The organism is Pseudomonas sp. DWP3-1-2, assembly GCF_049896285.1.
GTDB lineage: Bacteria > Pseudomonadota > Gammaproteobacteria > Pseudomonadales > Pseudomonadaceae > Aquipseudomonas.
The window spans coordinates 1-16,799 of sequence record NZ_JAFCTZ010000015.1 but is presented as its reverse complement, the minus strand read 5'-3'; the positions used below and the strand labels follow the sequence as shown (position 1 = coordinate 16,799).

Sequence of the window (16,799 nt, the reverse complement as noted above, 5' to 3'; positions counted from 1 at the left end):
GCAACAGGCTCTAACTGAGCGATATTGTCTCGAAAGTCGTAGAGTGCGTGCTCGTAAACTGATATATCCGAACCCGGTAGCGAACTTTCAAGGTCGATAGATTTTTGCAATATCATCTCCCACTCGGCGATCAGCAAACTGCGAGGAGATTGGCGCTTGCCTTCTGAGCTAATTAGAAACGTGAGTAATGAAATTAGATGATTGTGAGTGTCTTCAACTTTTTCTATTAGGCATAGACACTCTTTATGCCCCATATTTCTGCGCTCAGCTCCCTGTATCAACATAACGACCTCACCTAAAAGTAGAATATATAATTATTTTTGCCATGCCCATACGCTTGGTTTAATTAGAGCAGGGCCTTCCCAACTGCGAACCCAACACTCAAATTCTTCGACCGTATGAATCACGAAGCACTGAACCCCTTTTTCTTTGTAAAACTCGATGAAGTCTAGTCCGTTAACTGCCCTAGGTGCTCTAACCTCTCCATCGCCCCCCCATGAAACCCCCTTACTATAGATAGAAATTTCTCCATCGACACACTCTGTTAACAAGAAATAGTTACTATCTACTTCAGGCACTCTATTCAAGCAATTTTGTTTCAATTCTCGATTAGTAGTGGAGCTGTGATAATTTTTATTTTCCATATCTCTCACATGTTGGCCCTGTTAGTAGATCTCATAGGTAGCCTATCGAGCAGACATACAGTCGATATCTGAAGCTTTTTTGGACTGAAATCTACCAAACTTGGACAAATATACTCTATAGAGCATAGCGTTTTCCACCTCTAGCAGGCTTCATTTTCACCTTTTACCGAGGTTAAAATGACGCTTGATGAAGCAATTGGTCTTGCAATCAGGCAGAGCCGAACTCAAAAGGGTTTATCTCAAGAGGCAATCGGAGCAAGCCAGAGTTTCGTAAGTGATGTAGAACGTGGTAAAAAGTCAATCACGATGAATAGACTCGAGGGTTTTGCAAACTGCCTAAATGTCAAACCGGCATCCTTGGTCATAAGGGCTGCATTGCTGGCAACCCCTAACTTAACTTTGGACGAATTATTCGAGCAAATTAGATATGAGATCACGCCCTGATGTCTAATTGGCTCTATTTTACAATCCTTAATTTTTTGCTTTCCAGCTTAGCAATTTTGCTTTCTAGATAAGCCAAGCGTGCATTACTGGCTTTTTGAACTTGATCAAGTGTCTCTTCAAGCTCATAGATTTCTATAAGTTGGTTAGAGCAGATATTTGACAGGTAGGCCACTAACTCTTTATTTTTTGATAATTGCCTCCTAATTAGATCAATTTTATTCATGTCTCTAGCGCTGTCTACCTCGGTAGAGGTTTGATGTTGGCCTCTCAGAAGGGTTAGCACATCCGGATAATATTTATAAATAGTAGAGCGACTGACGCCAGCGGCCTCCGCAAGAGCAGATACAGTAACAGATTTGCCATTTGCGTTTTTTAGCCTTAAAACTAGATCCTTCAGCTGCTGGCGTGTATCATTCATGATCGTAATCCTTGATTTTTTCTATTACCGTCTCGGCCGCGGCGAGTCTTTTTTCAAGCAGAAGTTTTGTTTGGACAGGCAGATTACTTTGGCTTAAAACTTTATTACAGTCAGTTTTGAATTCTAACCACCACAACAAATTCCGGGAGGTAGCTACAAAGTTTGTGCATTTTGAACATACTAACGGGCTCCTCTTTACTATGTCAGGTTTTGTTTTAGTTCCCTCGCAAGCGCTAGTTTGTTGCATATATAAGCAGACTCCCCATTGGCAGGGAATCATAAGAGTGCCGCTTGAAAATAAGAGTTTTATATCCCGAGCTTTTCGTAACTCCCCCACGAACTTCCCAACTCGATCATTTCCAGGCGTTGAGTACACTCCACTTTCAGATGCTTCCAGTAGTGCGTGTCCTACTTTAGCCATTTCACTGCTAAGCTCCTCGGTCAGCATTCTCTGAAACTCCGAATCGGGCTTGGCATAGCTCATATCAATGCTATCGGCCGATAGGTGAGAATACTGTTGTGCTAAATCACCTAACGCTGAACGATCCCTTTTAGCTACAAAACGAGCTAGGTGCTTACGGCCCATGTGCGAGTGAAGCCGTCCCTTCCATCCCGTATTAGCCTCTAAATCTATGAAGCTGGCGAAATTATTAATTCTAATATTTATTTGAGATGGACTTAGCACACTAAAAGCTTTCTTTGGAAAGAAAGGCCACAGGGAATTTCCGCAGGAAGTTAGCCAAAGATTATCCATGCCGCCTTTTTCTCGAGCTGGCTTAGATAGCTTTATGAGGATATTGAAAGCCTCTACAGCAGCAGGGGAAAGTATCCATGGAAAATTGCTATGACCAGTCCCATCACTTCGTCTATCCTCCGCAGAATACCGACGTTTTGAACGAGGAGCATTGTAGTAGAAATGCTCGAATCCACTGTCATGAATTCGGGATACTACACTGGTAGAACTTGCTCGCCTAACCTCACTCACACGCTGTCCGCAAGTAAAGGTGATTGTTATGAAGCACGCAGTTGATAGGTACTTAGTGAGTTTTCCTATGGAGATTGCATCAGCGCTCCACTTTTCGCAGCCATCAATGCCCTTAAATACATTTGCGAAATCTTCATGAGAAAGGTTTGACTCTATATATTTAGATAGTTGTTTGGATGAGCATCGTCCATTTGCAATCCCATTATTGACTACGGAAATGTATTTCTCATAAAATCTCAGAATTTGCTCTGAGTGGTTTTTCATAAAATCCATAGATTTTTTAAGCAAGAAAATACAAGCAGGCTCCGTGGGTGCCTCCCAATAACCAGGCTCTCGAAGTGAAATAGATATCCTTGTAATATCTTTTCTTGAAATTGGCTGCCCTATGAAGCAATCATTTATGAAGATTTTCAATCGATAAAACTGATTTATCGTAGTCACCCACCACTCAAACGTATCCTTAGTGACCCCTCTACCCTTTCTTGCTTCGTCACCTATGATCTTGACGATTACAGAGGTGGTGACTAGCCCAATCCTTTCATACCCATTGACCTGAAGAGCCGAGAATAATCTGCGCAAAAAAAGAACTTTCGGCTTAATGGTGCGAGGTGAAAAATCACCCCTCACACCAAGTAGCATTCCGGTAGCAAACTTTTTCAAAAGATCTATATAGTGAGAACTAAGAGGGCTTTTTTCCCGCCCTTTTCTCCACTCTATTTTAACTTGTTTGTCTGCTAAGTCGGAGCCGTGTGGGGTTAAAACCCAAGTTTCATCAGTGTAGATAATACCTAATGAGCTCAAAGGATTTATTTCAGATTTTGTTGCCTCTTTATACAAGTTTGTTTTTTTCATGTCATAGCCGGTAGGTCTGGAATGGTGCCTCTTAATTTAACTGCAACTTTGTAGGTCGAATTAGGTACACTGCGCATTATCTCACTTTTTATTATGTTTAGAATGGGGCGATACACCTTCTCAAAGCGTTCTCTCGCTTCATGATCTAACATAGATTCGCCAGCCAACCTCTCCAAATGCTCCTGAGCGCGAATTATTCTAGCTATAGCAATGGGATCATCTACGGGTACCACTGCGTTTTTGCACGTTGCACATGATAGAAACTCTAGGCATGGTTCGCCTTTTTTCGACCCGAAAACAGTGCCTTCAAGTGGCGCTGAACAATTAAAACCCAGAGCTGTATTGAAGACTGAGTCGTTACTTCGGTTAGCCAGTTCAAGCATTTGACCTTGAAATTTAGCTAGTTTTTCGTATGTGTGTTGCGCTGCAGTTTGGCTTCGTAGATATGGGTTGGTGCTGACTTCATTTCGATGCTGTAAAAGCTTGGAAACCTCCTGTACAGATCCTGTCTGTTTATATACTAGCTCAGCAACTGCTCGTCGTATGTCGGCAAATGTGAAGTGATTTATTCCATGCTCTTGTCTAAAAGCTTTTAGAGCGTTATGAAGACTTTGAACGCTGAGGCGCTTTGCCTTATCGCCCGTTCTAGTTAAAAATAGTAAATCTTTGTCTGCTGCAGACGCCAGATGTCGTATGGGAGCGGTCATGTCAATAACGAGCTGAACCAGATTTGGAACGGAGTAATTACCTTCTCGCATAAGACTTATTTTTTGCGTTTTGGAAGCTCTATGCTTTTCCCAAATCAGCATTGCCGAATTTGGATCTAAAGGATTGTGCGTTATACATTCTAAATTTATTTCCATCAGCGATAGTGGATTTGCTGCTGTTTGAACCATTATCAATAAATAAATCGGTAGAACGCTGGGCATCGTTAATTCTTTGCATGCGAGTATATTCCTCAGTCCGCACCCGCCCAATGTTGCGTATCCATTACTCGCCATTTGCTTTTGTGTCCAAATAGCTTGCTTTTCAAGCTCAATTAGTTTTTTGAGGTTTTTAAGATCTCGTTCCGAATATAAATTCTGCGTGTACGGTACATCGTCTAGAACTAACTTTCTAAGGGAGAACTTCTGCTTCACTTCTTGAATGCTCTTTTTACACGCCGAAGAAATTTTTTTTAGAACTTCGACGCTTATAGCATTATGCCTAGGACAATCGATTTCCCTATGAAAACTCTTAAATCTTAACCCTTGATTGTGCCAAACCGGCAATGAGCTTTCCGCCGCAATATGTTCTACTAGGCGGCGTATAATATTATAGTGAGTACCATTGGTTTTTTTGAGTTGCCCAGTGCTGTTCAAATATTCCGCAAAGCCGCTTACTACGTCTACTTCTTCGCTAGACTCAGAAAACCCGCTAACATACAAATAGCTGACAAATTTTTTTACTGATCGCCAAGCTTGATCTCGACTCCGGGTATTATAATGCCCAGTGACATCACTGAATGCTTCCATTATGTCATTAGCAATTTCCCTGCCTAAAGTAATAGTGCGCAATCGATAAGTCACATGGTTTTTTCTATTCTCATCGTAAAAAGTCTTTTCAATGTAAGGCAAGTTCATCTCCTAAATTTCGAGAATTCACTTCCAGCAGTTTCAATACTTCCACATTGTAAACGCTCAGACTTTCTAAATACATCATCGTTGTCTGGGCACTTGCATGCCCAAGCAGGCCTTGTATAATTTTTATGTGATCGAGTCCATTTTCTTTTCCATATTCCCTCAGTGACTTCTCCATAAAACTAGCGAAGGTAGTTCTTGTCTGATGGGGGTGTGATTTTATACCTAGAGTCTTACAAGCTCTCTTGTAAGCCGCGTAGTAGCACTCATAGTTCACTGCCGCTCCATGTTTATTTATGAAAAGCATCGGACTTGTTGAGTTTGAAGAAGACTTGCTGCGAAGCTCGAGAAGCCTGCGTTCTAAAGCGATGTATTTCCTAGTCTCACTAATGACATATTCGGTTAAAAACACCTTCAGATATTTTCCCCCTTTAGACAACACCTCAATAAACCCTCCGCCGCCTTCTTCTATTGAGGAATGAAAAACTTCCGTCTTCAGGGATAATATGCTACTAACTCTCAACCCGGTTGATATAGCCCAGATAAATATTAGGCGATGCGCACTATTAAGTTTTGCACTTAGCTTTCTGCAGGACTCAGCTGAAATTGCTGTAGGGCGCGAATACTTGCCTCTTATAGATATGCGAGTCCTAGTCAGCTCAGATGAGTTAATACGCTTTTGTGAATGAAGCTCATCACCTTCTGCGCTGGAGCTTAGGTAGTACTTCAAAAAGTCAACCACCACTGTCGTTCTTAAGTTAATAGTGGTGGATTTTAGGCTTTTTTTGACTTGGCCTGATGATGACTTCATAGAATTTCGGTATGCGATTACGCTACGGAAGGAGGATTCCCTCCAATCTATTCCTAGGGAGCTACAATATTCAAACCAGTGATTAAGACATTCGGAATATGTTTTCATGGTTTTGAAGGACGACATGCCTTTAGAGAGTAAATGTTTCTCGTATAAGTAGTTATGCGACTCTCGAATTAACAAACCGTCGCTAGTAAGTAATATCGGGATGCACGCGCTGTACTTGTTAATATAAGCACATAGGTCTTCTTGGTTGTTGTCAGGAAATTTCATACGGTGCCCTGAGGCGTGGGTAATGGTTTTCGCTGGTATCAACGTCATCGGATACTCCTGCTGCAAGGGTCCACACTGTAGCCCATCAGTCTAATGCCGGAATTCGATCGACGTGTCCTTGAGGTGCTGCGCGAGCCTCTGGAATCGGGCCATATCGTGATTTCAAGGGCGCGGGATCGGGTGCGCTTTCCGGCGCGATTTCAGTTGGTTGCCGCGATGAATCCCTGCCCCTGCGGTTATCTGGGGGAGCCGACCGGGCGTTGCCGCTGTTCTACCGATCAGATCCAGCGTTATCGCAACAAATTGTCCGGTCCGTTGCTGGACCGGATCGACCTGCACCTGACCGTGGCCCGAGAAGCCACCTCCCTCAGCCCCGCGCCGCAGCAAGGCGACGATACGGCCAGCGCCGCCCGATGGGTCGCCCAGGCCAGGGAGCGTCAAACGCGCCGGCAGGGTTGCGCCAACGCATTTCTGGACCTGCCGGGCCTGCGCCGACACTGTGCGCTGTCGGCGGTGGATGAAGCCTGGCTGGAAACCGCCTGCGAACGGCTCACGCTGTCCTTGCGAGCGGCGCATCGTCTGCTTAAAGTGGCGCGCACCCTGGCCGATCTGGAGCAGGTCGAGGCCATCAACCGCAGCCATGTGGCAGAAGCTTTGCAGTATCGGCCTGCAAGCGGTTGAGCAATTTTTCCAATGGTTTCCCGGTGCCCGCTGCTTTCATGGCCGCACCTCACGCAGCAAGGGACATGTCGATGGAGTTCAACAACGGCTTCCTGCTCAGCTTGTCGCTGTGCCTGGAAATTGGCCTGGCCAACATGGCGATGATCAATATCGCCATGCAGCGCGGCTTCACTCAAGGGCTGTGGCTGGGCCTCGGTACCTGCGTGGGTGATCTGGTCTATGCGGTGCTGGCAATGACCGGCATGGCTGTGTTGCTGCAGTTCGAGGCGGTGCGCTGGGTATTGTGGATCGGCGGGTCGCTGGTGCTGTGCTACCTGAGCGTGAAAATGCTGCTCAGCGCGTTCAAGGTCGAGGGTTCGATCCAGTCCAGTGCACAGCAATGGGGCGCGACTAACCTGGCGTTGTTTTCCCGGGGCATCATGCTGGCGATGTCTTCCCCCAGTGCCATCTTGTGGTTTGCGGCGGTGGGCGGCGCCATTATTGCCCGTCAGGGCAACGACATGGCCAGCGCGGGGCTGTTCCTGTCAGGCTTTCTGGCCGCTGGCGTGCTGTGGTCGATTTCGCTGTGCGCGGTCGCGTACCAGGGCGGTCGGCTGATCGGCGAGCGGTTGATGAAATACACCTACATCTTTTCGGCGCTGATCTTTGCCTACTTTGCGGTGTATGTCGTGGTCACCGGGTACGCCGAGTTTATCGGCGGCTCAGTCCCGTTCGAGCATTGAGCGGTAGCTCCCCGGCAAGACGCCCGTCATCGGTAACCTACACAGGCTCCTCGCTGTACGCGCGGCGTCAGTGCCGCCGCACGCACAACTCGCTTCAGCGGAAGCGGTCAACCTCGGTGCGCAATTCTGCAGCGAGTGCGTTCAGCTCCTGAGCGGTAATCGCCAGGTGCGAAACCACTTCGCGCTGCTCACTGTTGGCCATGGCGATGCTTTGCAGGTTGCTGCTCAGCAACGTCGCTGTGCTGCTTTGTTCCTGGGTGGCGGTGGTGATGGCGGCAAACTGGTCACCGGCAGAACGGCTTTGCTCGTCAATCTGGGCCAGGGCGGCTGCCACCTTGGCGTTGCGTGACAGGCCTTCCTGCATCAGCGTATTGCCCTGTTGCATGGTGCTGATGGCGTTGCCGGTTTCCTGCTGGATGCTGGCGATCATGCCGGAAATCTCGTCGGTGGCCTTGCGCGTGCGCGACGCCAGGCTGCGTACCTCGTCGGCCACTACCGCAAAACCTCGGCCTTGTTCACCGGCGCGAGCGGCTTCGATAGCCGCGTTGAGGGCCAGCAGGTTGGTCTGATCGGCAATCGACGTAATCACACCGACGATGCTGCCGATTTCCTGAGAGCGCTGCCCCAGTGTGTCGATGACCTTCGCGGTGCTGCTCAGCGAAGACGCGATCTGCTCAAGGGACGAGGACGCCTCCTGCATCGAAGCGCGACCGATGCGTGTCTGCTGGGCGTTTTCCTGAGCCAGGCGCTCGGTGTTGCCCATGTTGTCGGCGATATTCAGGGAAGTGGCGCTGAATTCTTCGACCGCTCCCGCCATGCTGGTGATTTCCCCCGATTGCTGTTCCATGCCCTCATACGCCCCGCCGGAAAGCCCCGACAACTCATGGGCGCGGCTGCTGACTTGTTCGGCAGCGGTACGGATGTGGGAAACCATGTTCGACAAGGCCTCGCCCATCGTGTTGAAGCTGGCGGCCAACTGGCCGATTTCGTCATGGCTGGAGACGTTCAGGCGAACGCTCAAGTCCCCGGCACCCAGGGCTTGCGCCTGACGGACCAGATCGGACAAAGGCTGGAGTTTGCTGCGCAACAGCCAGATAGCCGAGCCCACCGCGATCAGCATGGCCAGCAGGCTGCCAATCGCCAACTGGGTGCCGACCTTCCAGGTCACTGCGCTGATCTCAGCCTCTGGCATGCTGGCAATGACCGTCCATGGTCCATCCTTGAACGGTTGGGCCACGCTGTAGAAGTCTTGCTCGGTGTCATTCCAGAACTGCCCCTTGCCTGGGTGCTTGATGAACTCAGCGGCGATTTTGCCCGATTGTTCCGGGGCTTTCGCGCCTGCGGGCGGTACCAGCCAGCGACCTTGATCGTCCAGCAGGGCCAGAGAACCGGTCGTGCCGATACGGAATTTCTTCAGGTTTTCAAACTGGGCGTTTTGCGCGTCGGTGTAGTCGAACCCGACAAACAGCACGGCAATGACCTTGCCGCTGGTGTCCCGCACCGGGGTGTACTGAGTCATGTAGTTGTGGTCAAACAATACCGCCTTGCCCACATAGCTCTGGCCCGCCAGCAAACGTTCATACGCGGGATGTTTATGGTCCAGCTGGGTGCCGATCGCGCGGGTGCCGTCCTGTTTGCTGAGGGAGGTGCTGACCCGGATAAACTCCTCGCCGCTGCGCACGAATACCGTCGCGACCCCGGCGGTAAGCTGCTTGAAGTTGTCGACCTCAGTGAAGTCGTTGTTGATGACACTGGTCCCCTGATACAGCCCCGGCGTCTGCACGCCCGCGACCGTGACGGGTTTGTCGGCCTGTACCGTGAGTCCACCGGCGAAGCGTTTTTCGAACAAGCCGCTCAAGCGCTGGGTGCTGTCGCGCAGGGTGCTGTGGAACGTGGTGAGCTGGTCAGCCAGCAGTCGTGCCTCACTGGCCATATGTTCTTCGCGAATGACCAGGTTTGCAGCGTCCAGCGAACGCAGCGCGAAGACAGTACTGCAGGTGATCACTACCGCCAGAATGACGGCCAGGGCAATACCGAGTTGCGATGCAATTCGGGCACGAGGCTTTGACATGGGGGCTCCTGACCGAGCAGTGGGATCTTGAGATCTCGAATGACTGCTCGGTAAATTGTCGATTTAGGTTTTAGGTCGGTTCATACACTTTCGTACTAAAAGACCTACGCGAAAGCATCGGCCCGAAAGTTCCATACTTGAGTCTGTTTTGTGGTTTTTCGCAAACGATTGCGGATCTCATCGCGGGTGATGAGTTACCGCAGGATTTCCACATCCGGCAACGCCATGGCCTGGACCTCGCTTTGCAGAAAATCCCCCAGCCTGCGCAGACGCTCTGCTCCGGGCCGCGTGCGGGGCCACACCAGGTAATAATCCTCGCCGCTGTAAACCGCCGTGCGCCACGGCAGACTCAAACGACCCTGCGCGACGTCCTCGGCAACCATCAGCAAATCGCCCATGGACACGCCATAGCCACGCGCAGCAGCAATCATGCCAAGTTCCAGGGTGTCGAAGACCTGGCCGCCTTTGAGCGATACCTGTGCTGACAGCCCTGTGCGTTCCAGCCAGCTGCGCCAATCGCGCCTGTCCGGAGTTGGGTGCAGCAGCTCCGCGCTGGCGAGGCGCTGCACATCCCAAGGCGGCTCTTGGAGCAGGCTGGGGGCGCCCACCGGCACCAGGAGTTCCGGGAACAGGTAGACGGCCTCCCAGTCCGCCGGGAAATGCCCGCGACTGAGCAGGACCGCGCAATCGAAGGGTTCCTGGCTGAAGTCCACGGCGTCGATCTCCATCCAGGCGCTGGTCAGTTGCACCTCGTTGCCCACCTGTAAATGACGAAAACGACTGAGCCGCGCCAGTAACCAGCGCATGGTCAAGGTCGGCGGGGCCTTCATGCGCAACATGCCGTCGTCGCTCAGCAGCGTGCTGCAGGCTCGTTCCAGGGATGAAAAACCGTCACGCACGCCGGGCAGCAGGGTGCGCGCCGCTTCGGTGAGCTGCAAATGGCGACCTTTACGTTGAAACAATCGGCAGGCGAAATGATCTTCCAGCGTACGAATGTGTCGGCTAACCGCGCTTTGGGTGATGGATAACTCTTCAGCAGCGCGTGTGAATGAGCTGTGACGTGCGGCCGCTTCGAATGCACGAAGCGCATACAAGGGAGCGAGACTACGTGCCATTCAGATCCTTCCAACGGTGACGGGGGTGATCCCGCAGCAAATGAACCAGTATGAGTATTACTCATGAAAATGATCGTATTTATCCCTTTGTGCATCCTCCTGTAAATGCCGAGAATGGCTCCCTCATCAATACCTCCGAATTCGAGCACCATCGCTATGCACGCTCCCGCCATCAAAGAACTCTGGATCATCCTGCGCCTGGCCGGGCCGCTGATTGCTTCCCAGATGGCGCACATGCTGATGGTGTTCACCGACACCGTGATGATGGGCCAGATTGGTCCCGAAGCGCTGGCGGGCGGTGGTCTAGGGGCTGCCACTTACAACTTCATCTCGTTTTTCTGCGTCGGCGTCATGGCGGCGGTGGGCACCCTCGTGGCCATTCGTCATGGTGCCGGTGACAACAAAGGCGCGGCGCAACTGGTTCAGGCCGGTATCTGGCTGGCCTGGGGCATGGCGCTGATCGCCATGTTGATCCTGTGGAACCTGGAGCCGATTCTGCGGCAGTTCGGCCAGACGGAAGCCAATGTGCACATGGCCGGTCAATTTCTGATCACCCTGCCGTTGGCATTGCCGGGGCTGCTGACATTCATGGCACTGCGCGGCTTCACCAGTGCGCTGGGTCGCGCCGGGCCGGTGATGGCCATCAGCATGGGCGGCGCGGCGGCCAACTTCGCGCTCAACTACGCCTTTATTCACGGCCTGTTCGGGCTGCCTCAACTGGGGCTGATGGGGATCGGGCTGGTCACGGCCATCGTCACCAATGCCATGGCGCTGATCCTGGCGCTGCACATTCGCCAGCACCCGGCCTACGCCGCGTACCCGATCCGCCAGGGGTTCTGGGACCTGTCGCGCAGTCACCTCAAAGAGTTGTGGCGCCTGGGCCTGCCTATTGGCGGCACGTATGCGGTGGAGGTCGGGTTGTTCACGTTTGCTGCATTCTGCATGGGCGCCATGGGCAGCACGCAGATGGCCGCGCACCAGATCGCCCTGCAAACAGTGTCCATGGCGTTCATGATCCCGGTGGGCATTTCCTACGCCGTGACCATGCGCATCGGCCAGCACTACGGCGCAGGCAATCTCTTGCTGGCGCGAACGGCCGGGCGTGCGGGCATCGTCTTTGGCGGCGGCGTGATGCTGGCGTTCGGCGTGCTGTTCTGGCTGGCGCCGCACCTGATCATCGGTCTGTTCCTGGACATCAATGACCCGGCGTTTGCCGAGATTGTCGACCTGGCCGTAAAACTGCTGGCGGTTGCCGCCTGGTTCGAAATCCTTGATGGCACTCAAACCATCGCCATGGGGGCCATTCGCGGATTCAAGGATGCCAAGACCACCTTCCTCATCGGGCTGGCGAGTTACTGGCTGGTGGCCGCGCCTGCTGCGTGGATTCTGGGTTTCTACATGAATCAGGGCGCCGTCGGCGTGTGGTGGGGCCTTGCTATCGGCCTGCTGTGTTCGGCGCTGGCGTTGACCTACGCGTTCGAGAGGAAAACTTCACGCCTGTTGCGGCGTGAGGCGAGAGCAACGGTGATGGCTTGATTGCAATGCGCTCCAGCGAAATGCAGTCGGCTTTGCCGATCAAACGCCGCTCAACGCCTTCGAAACACTCTGATCGAAGGTCATGAACTCCAGCAGTTCGGGCATCGGCAGTGGATGGCTGATGAGGTAGCCCTGCACCTGATCGCAGCCAAAACTGCGCAGTAAAGCCAGTTGTTCAACGGTTTCGACGCCTTCGGCCACCACTTCCAGGCTCAGGTTATGGGCCAGGTTGATCATGGCGTGGACCAGTTTGCGGTTTTCTTCGCGCTGTTCCATTTCGCCCACAAAGCTCTTGTCGATCTTGAGCAGCGCAATGGGCAGGCTGTTCAGGTGGACGAAGGACGAGAAGCCTGTGCCGAAATCATCCAGGGAGAAGCGCACGCCGAGTTTTCCCAGCGCATCCATGGTGTGCTTGACCAGATCGCTGCGCCGCATGACCGCCGTCTCGGTCAGCTCGAATTCCAGCCATTGGGCATCGACACCCCGGTCAGCAATCAGCCGGCTCAGCGTCGCCAACAGTTGATTGTCCTGAAACTGCCGGAACGAGAGGTTGATCGCCATGTGCAGCGGCGGCATACCGAGTTCGCGCAGGGCCTGCATGTCGCGCAGCGCCCGGGAAATCACCCAGTAGCCCAGCGGGACGATCAGGCCACTTTGCTCCGCCAGCGGCACGAACTCGCAGGGGGGCAGCAGGCCGCGCTCCCGGTGACGCCAGCGCACCAGCGCTTCCAGACCGACGATACGCCCGCTGGTCAGGCAAAGTCTGGGTTGATAGTGCAGTTCCAGTTCGTCACGACGCAGCGCCCGGCGCAGCTCGCTTTCCAGGTCCGCAAGGCTGCGGGCATTGCGATTGATCCGCTCGTTGAAGACATGGAAGGTGCAGCCTTGCGTCGCTTTGGCTTGCCGCATGGCGATGTGTGCGTGCCACATCAGCGGGTCGGCACCGGCCAGGGCGCGGGAGTGGGCGATACCGAGACTGCAGCCGATCAACAGGCTTTCGCCATCGACCCAGTACGGCTCGGCCATGGCTTCGGTGATGCGCTCGGCCATCCATTCGGCCCGGCGCGGCGCACGTCGCGTGTCGATCAACAATGCGAACTCATCGCTGCCCAGGCGCGCCACTTGATCCCCGACCTCCAGCTGGCTTTTGAGGCGAGCTACGACCTGAAGGATCAAGCGGTCACCGGCCTGATGGCCAAGGGCATCGTTGGCGCGTCGAAAATTGTCCAGATCAAGGTGCCCCAGCGCCAGGCCCCGGCCCTCGTTTTCCAGCAAGCGCGCGGCCAGCAGCGTCTGAAAACCCTGGCGATTGGCGATGCCTGTCAAGGTGTCCTGTTCGGCCAGACGCTGCAGGGTGTCTTCCAGCAAGCCGCGTTCGCGAACATGACGCAGGCAGCGGCGCAGAGTGTCGGCGGTCAATGCACTGCGAACCAGCCAGTCGGCAGCGCCAACCGGTCCGACCAACGGTTCCTGTTCGAGCAGCATGATCACCGGCAAGCTGCAGCGGCCTGGCGCGGGCTGTAGCTCAGGCGTGGTCAGCAATACGGTGTTGCTCTGGGTCGCGAAACCCTCGTCGATGTCGAGCCAGTCAGTGGCACACATCAGTTCAGTACCGCCAGACAAAGGTGCCAGACAGATGCGCAATAACGCCTGCCATTCAGCATCCTTAGCCAGCAACAACAATCGCACGGGTTGGACAAGCGTAGACAAGCTAGCTCCCTAGACTCGATGAGTACAACGCAAAAGCCCAAAAACATGGGGCCAAACCGGCGCGCCTATAGCGCTTTGGTGCGCAAATGTAACAAAACTTCTGGAATTAGATAGCGCAGCGCTATTAAGTGCAAGTACAGGGGCGGACGGTGGCTGCACAAACGTCCCAGCCTGTTAAAATGCCCGCCCATTTCGCTTGTGACCCTCTCCCCGATATGTCCCGACTCAATCCTCGGCAACAAGAAGCCGTGAACTACGTCGGCGGCCCGCTTTTGGTGCTCGCCGGCGCGGGCTCCGGCAAAACCAGCGTGATCACGCGCAAAATCGCCCACTTGATCCAGAACTGCGGCATTCGTGCTCAGTACATTGTTGCCATGACGTTCACCAACAAGGCCGCGCGGGAGATGAAAGAGCGGGTCGGCACCCTGCTGCGCGCCGGCGAAGGCCGCGGCTTGACCGTCTCTACCTTCCACAACCTGGGCCTTAACGTGATCCGCAAGGAGCACACGCGGCTAGGCTACAAACCGGGCTTTTCGATCTTTGACGAGACAGACGTCAAAGCCTTGATGACCGACATCATGCAGAAAGAGTATTCGGGCGAAGACGGGGTCGACGAAATCAAGAACATGATCGGCTCGTGGAAAAACGACCTGATCCTGCCGCCCGAGGCGCTGGCCAACGCCCGCAATCCCAAGGAACAGACCGCCGCCATCGTCTACACCCACTATCAGCGCACGCTCAAGGCGTACAACGCGGTGGACTTCGACGACCTGATCCTGTTGCCGGTGAAGCTGTTTCAGGAGCACGCCGACATTCTGGAAAAGTGGCAGAACAAGGTCCGCTATCTGCTCGTCGATGAATATCAGGACACCAACGCCAGCCAGTATTTACTGGTCAAGCTACTGATCGGCATGCGCAACCAGTTCACCGTGGTGGGCGACGACGACCAGTCGATTTACGCCTGGCGCGGCGCACGGCCGGAAAACCTGATGCTGCTCAAGGACGATTACCCGTCCCTGAAAGTCGTCATGCTGGAGCAGAACTACCGCTCCACCAGCCGCATCCTGCGCTGCGCCAACGTGCTGATTTCCAACAATCCACATGCTTTCGAAAAGCAACTGTGGAGTGAAATGGGTCACGGCGATGAAATCCGCGTGATCCGCTGCCGCAACGAAGACGCCGAAGCCGAGCGCGTGGCCGTGGAAATTCTCAGCCTGCATTTGCGCACCGACCGGCCCTACAGCGATTTTGCGATCCTCTATCGCGGTAACTACCAGGCCAAACTGATCGAGCTGAAGCTGCAGCACCATCAGATTCCGTATCGTCTGTCAGGTGGCAACAGCTTTTTCGGACGTCAGGAAGTGAAAGACCTGATGGCCTACTTCCGTCTGCTGGTAAACCCGGACGATGACAACGCCTTCCTGCGGGTGATCAACGTACCGCGCCGTGAAATCGGTTCCACGACCCTGGAAAAGCTCGGCAACTACGCCACCGAGCGCAAGATTTCCATGTACAACGCCACCGACGAAATCGGCCTGGGTGAACACCTGGACAGCCGTTACACCGACCGTTTGCAGCGCTTCAAGCGCTGGATGGATCGCGTGCGCCAGCAGTGCGCCCAGGACGATCCCATTGCCGCGCTGCGCAGCATGGTCATGGACATTGATTACGAGAACTGGCTGCGGCAGAACAGCTCCAGCGACAAGGCGGCCGACTACCGCATGGGCAACGTCTGGTTTCTGATCGAGGCGTTGAAAAACACCCTCGAAAAGGACGAAGAAGGCGGCATGACCATCGAGGAGGCCATCGGCAAACTGGTGCTGCGCGACATGCTTGAACGCCAGCAGGAAGAGGAAGATGGCGCCGAAGGCGTGCAAATGATGACCCTGCACGCCTCCAAGGGCCTGGAATTCCCTTACGTCTTCATCATGGGCATGGAGGAAGAAATCCTCCCGCACCGTTCCAGCATCGAAGCCGACACCATTGAAGAAGAACGCCGCCTGGCCTACGTGGGCATTACCCGGGCGCGGCAGACACTGGCATTCACCTTTGCCGCCAAGCGCAAGCAATATGGCGAGATCATCGACTGCTCCCCGAGCCGTTTCCTGGACGAGCTGCCTCCGGACGATCTGGCCTGGGAAGGCAACGATGACACCCCGCCCGAAGTGAAGGCCGTGCGCGGCAATACGGCATTGGCGGATATCCGTGCCATGCTCAAACGATAATTTGATCATTTTTTGCGCAATCTAGCGCAGCCGAGGAAACGACGTGGAAGCACTGCACCAGAAAATTCGCGAAGAAGGCATCGTATTGTCCGATCAGGTGCTGAAGGTCGATGCGTTTCTCAATCATCAGATCGATCCTGCCCTGATGCAGTTGATTGGAGATGAATTCGCCAGCCTCTTCGCGGGTTCAGGTATCACCAAGATCGTCACCATTGAGGCTTCGGGCATCGCCCCGGCGATCATGACCGGCTTGAAGCTCGGCGTGCCGGTGATCTTCGCCCGCAAACACCAATCCCTGACGCTGACGGAAAACCTGCTGTCGGCCACGGTTTATTCGTTCACCAAGCAGACCGAAAGCACCGTCGCCATCTCGCCCCGGCACCTGAACAGCAGCGACAACGTGCTGATCATTGATGACTTCCTGGCCAACGGTAAGGCATCCCAGGCGCTGATCTCGATCATCAAGCAAGCCGGCGCTACCGTGGCCGGGTTGGGCATCGTCATCGAGAAGTCGTTCCAGGGCGGCCGCGCCGAACTGGACGCCCAAGGCTATCGCGTCGAATCGCTGGCGCGGGTTGTTGTGGCTCAATATTTATGGACCATGATGTAGGAGTATCAACCTAAGGAAGCATCATGGGATTTCGGGTCGTTACTGCCGAAGAAAAAGCCGAAGCTATTCGTCTGGTCGTTGAG

Annotated in this window: 12 protein-coding genes and 2 pseudogenes; 6 read left to right on the top strand and 8 right to left on the bottom strand. The window is 53.6% G+C overall.

Annotated features, from left to right (window positions below):
• Positions 1-821 precede the first annotated feature (821 nt).
• Positions 822-1,088: a helix-turn-helix domain-containing protein gene (locus ACP7B0_RS22065; RefSeq protein WP_426143811.1), complete on the top strand. Its 267-nt coding sequence runs from the start codon at positions 822-824 to the stop codon at positions 1,086-1,088.
• 13 nt (positions 1,089-1,101) lie between these two features.
• On the opposite strand, the gene ACP7B0_RS22060 is transcribed toward ACP7B0_RS22065, so the two are convergent.
• Genes ACP7B0_RS22060 through ACP7B0_RS22045 form a run of 4 tightly spaced genes read right to left on the bottom strand, consistent with a single transcriptional unit; the run spans position 1,102 to position 5,773 of the window.
• On the bottom strand, positions 1,102-1,506 hold the full coding sequence (locus ACP7B0_RS22060) for a TetR/AcrR family transcriptional regulator (protein ID WP_426143810.1): 405 nt from the start codon (positions 1,504-1,506) through the stop codon (positions 1,102-1,104).
• Positions 1,499-3,343, bottom strand: a complete 1,845-nt coding sequence (locus ACP7B0_RS22055; protein WP_426143809.1) for a hypothetical protein — start codon at positions 3,341-3,343, stop codon at positions 1,499-1,501. Before ACP7B0_RS22055 ends, ACP7B0_RS22060 begins: the two co-directional genes overlap by 8 nt.
• Positions 3,340-4,959, bottom strand: coding sequence for a tyrosine-type recombinase/integrase (locus tag ACP7B0_RS22050; RefSeq protein WP_426143808.1), 1,620 nt, complete (start codon positions 4,957-4,959; stop codon positions 3,340-3,342). Before ACP7B0_RS22050 ends, ACP7B0_RS22055 begins: the two co-directional genes overlap by 4 nt.
• The gene (locus ACP7B0_RS22045) at positions 4,946-5,773 is read right to left on the bottom strand and encodes a tyrosine-type recombinase/integrase (RefSeq protein WP_426143807.1); all 828 of its coding nucleotides are present in this window, start codon (positions 5,771-5,773) and stop codon (positions 4,946-4,948) included. Before ACP7B0_RS22045 ends, ACP7B0_RS22050 begins: the two co-directional genes overlap by 14 nt.
• A 366-nt stretch (positions 5,774-6,139) precedes the next feature.
• Between ACP7B0_RS22045 and ACP7B0_RS22040 the strand changes: the two are divergent.
• Together ACP7B0_RS22040 and ACP7B0_RS22035 are read left to right on the top strand one after the other, a co-directional pair.
• Positions 6,140-6,727, top strand: a pseudogene (locus ACP7B0_RS22040) (ATP-binding protein); the annotation flags it as partial.
• A 71-nt stretch (positions 6,728-6,798) separates the two neighbouring features.
• Positions 6,799-7,449, top strand: coding sequence for a LysE family translocator (locus ACP7B0_RS22035; RefSeq protein ID WP_426143806.1), 651 nt, complete (start codon positions 6,799-6,801; stop codon positions 7,447-7,449).
• A 94-nt stretch (positions 7,450-7,543) separates the two neighbouring features.
• Here ACP7B0_RS22035 and ACP7B0_RS22030 read toward each other — a convergent pair whose 3' ends face one another.
• The 3 genes and pseudogenes from ACP7B0_RS22030 to ACP7B0_RS22020 all read right to left on the bottom strand — a co-directional run bounded on the left by ACP7B0_RS22030 (position 7,544) and on the right by ACP7B0_RS22020 (position 10,635).
• Positions 7,544-8,266, bottom strand: coding sequence for a methyl-accepting chemotaxis protein (locus ACP7B0_RS22030; RefSeq protein WP_426143914.1), 723 nt, complete (start codon positions 8,264-8,266; stop codon positions 7,544-7,546).
• A 132-nt stretch (positions 8,267-8,398) separates the two neighbouring features.
• Positions 8,399-9,520, bottom strand: a pseudogene (locus ACP7B0_RS22025) (Cache 3/Cache 2 fusion domain-containing protein); the annotation flags it as partial.
• A 194-nt stretch (positions 9,521-9,714) separates the two neighbouring features.
• Positions 9,715-10,635, bottom strand: a complete 921-nt coding sequence (locus ACP7B0_RS22020; RefSeq protein ID WP_426143805.1) for a LysR substrate-binding domain-containing protein — start codon at positions 10,633-10,635, stop codon at positions 9,715-9,717.
• A gap of 156 nt (positions 10,636-10,791) precedes the next feature.
• On the opposite strand from ACP7B0_RS22020, the gene ACP7B0_RS22015 reads away from it, so the two are divergent.
• Positions 10,792-12,171, top strand: coding sequence for a NorM family multidrug efflux MATE transporter (locus ACP7B0_RS22015; protein ID WP_426143803.1), 1,380 nt, complete (start codon positions 10,792-10,794; stop codon positions 12,169-12,171).
• Positions 12,172-12,210: 39 nt separating this feature from the next.
• Here the strand turns inward: ACP7B0_RS22015 and ACP7B0_RS22010 are convergent, their stop codons facing one another.
• Positions 12,211-13,773: a putative bifunctional diguanylate cyclase/phosphodiesterase gene (locus ACP7B0_RS22010; protein WP_426143913.1), complete on the bottom strand. Its 1,563-nt coding sequence runs from the start codon at positions 13,771-13,773 to the stop codon at positions 12,211-12,213.
• Positions 13,774-14,096: 323 nt separating this feature from the next.
• Here ACP7B0_RS22010 and rep point away from each other — a divergent pair, with 323 nt between their 5' ends.
• Both rep and ACP7B0_RS22000 read left to right on the top strand, forming a co-directional pair.
• Positions 14,097-16,106 (top strand): DNA helicase Rep, encoded by a 2,010-nt coding sequence (gene rep / locus ACP7B0_RS22005; RefSeq protein WP_426143802.1) that lies wholly within the window; start codon positions 14,097-14,099, stop codon positions 16,104-16,106.
• A gap of 43 nt (positions 16,107-16,149) precedes the next feature.
• Positions 16,150-16,716: a xanthine phosphoribosyltransferase gene (locus tag ACP7B0_RS22000; RefSeq protein WP_426143800.1), complete on the top strand. Its 567-nt coding sequence runs from the start codon at positions 16,150-16,152 to the stop codon at positions 16,714-16,716.
• Positions 16,717-16,799: the final 83 nt, after the last annotated feature.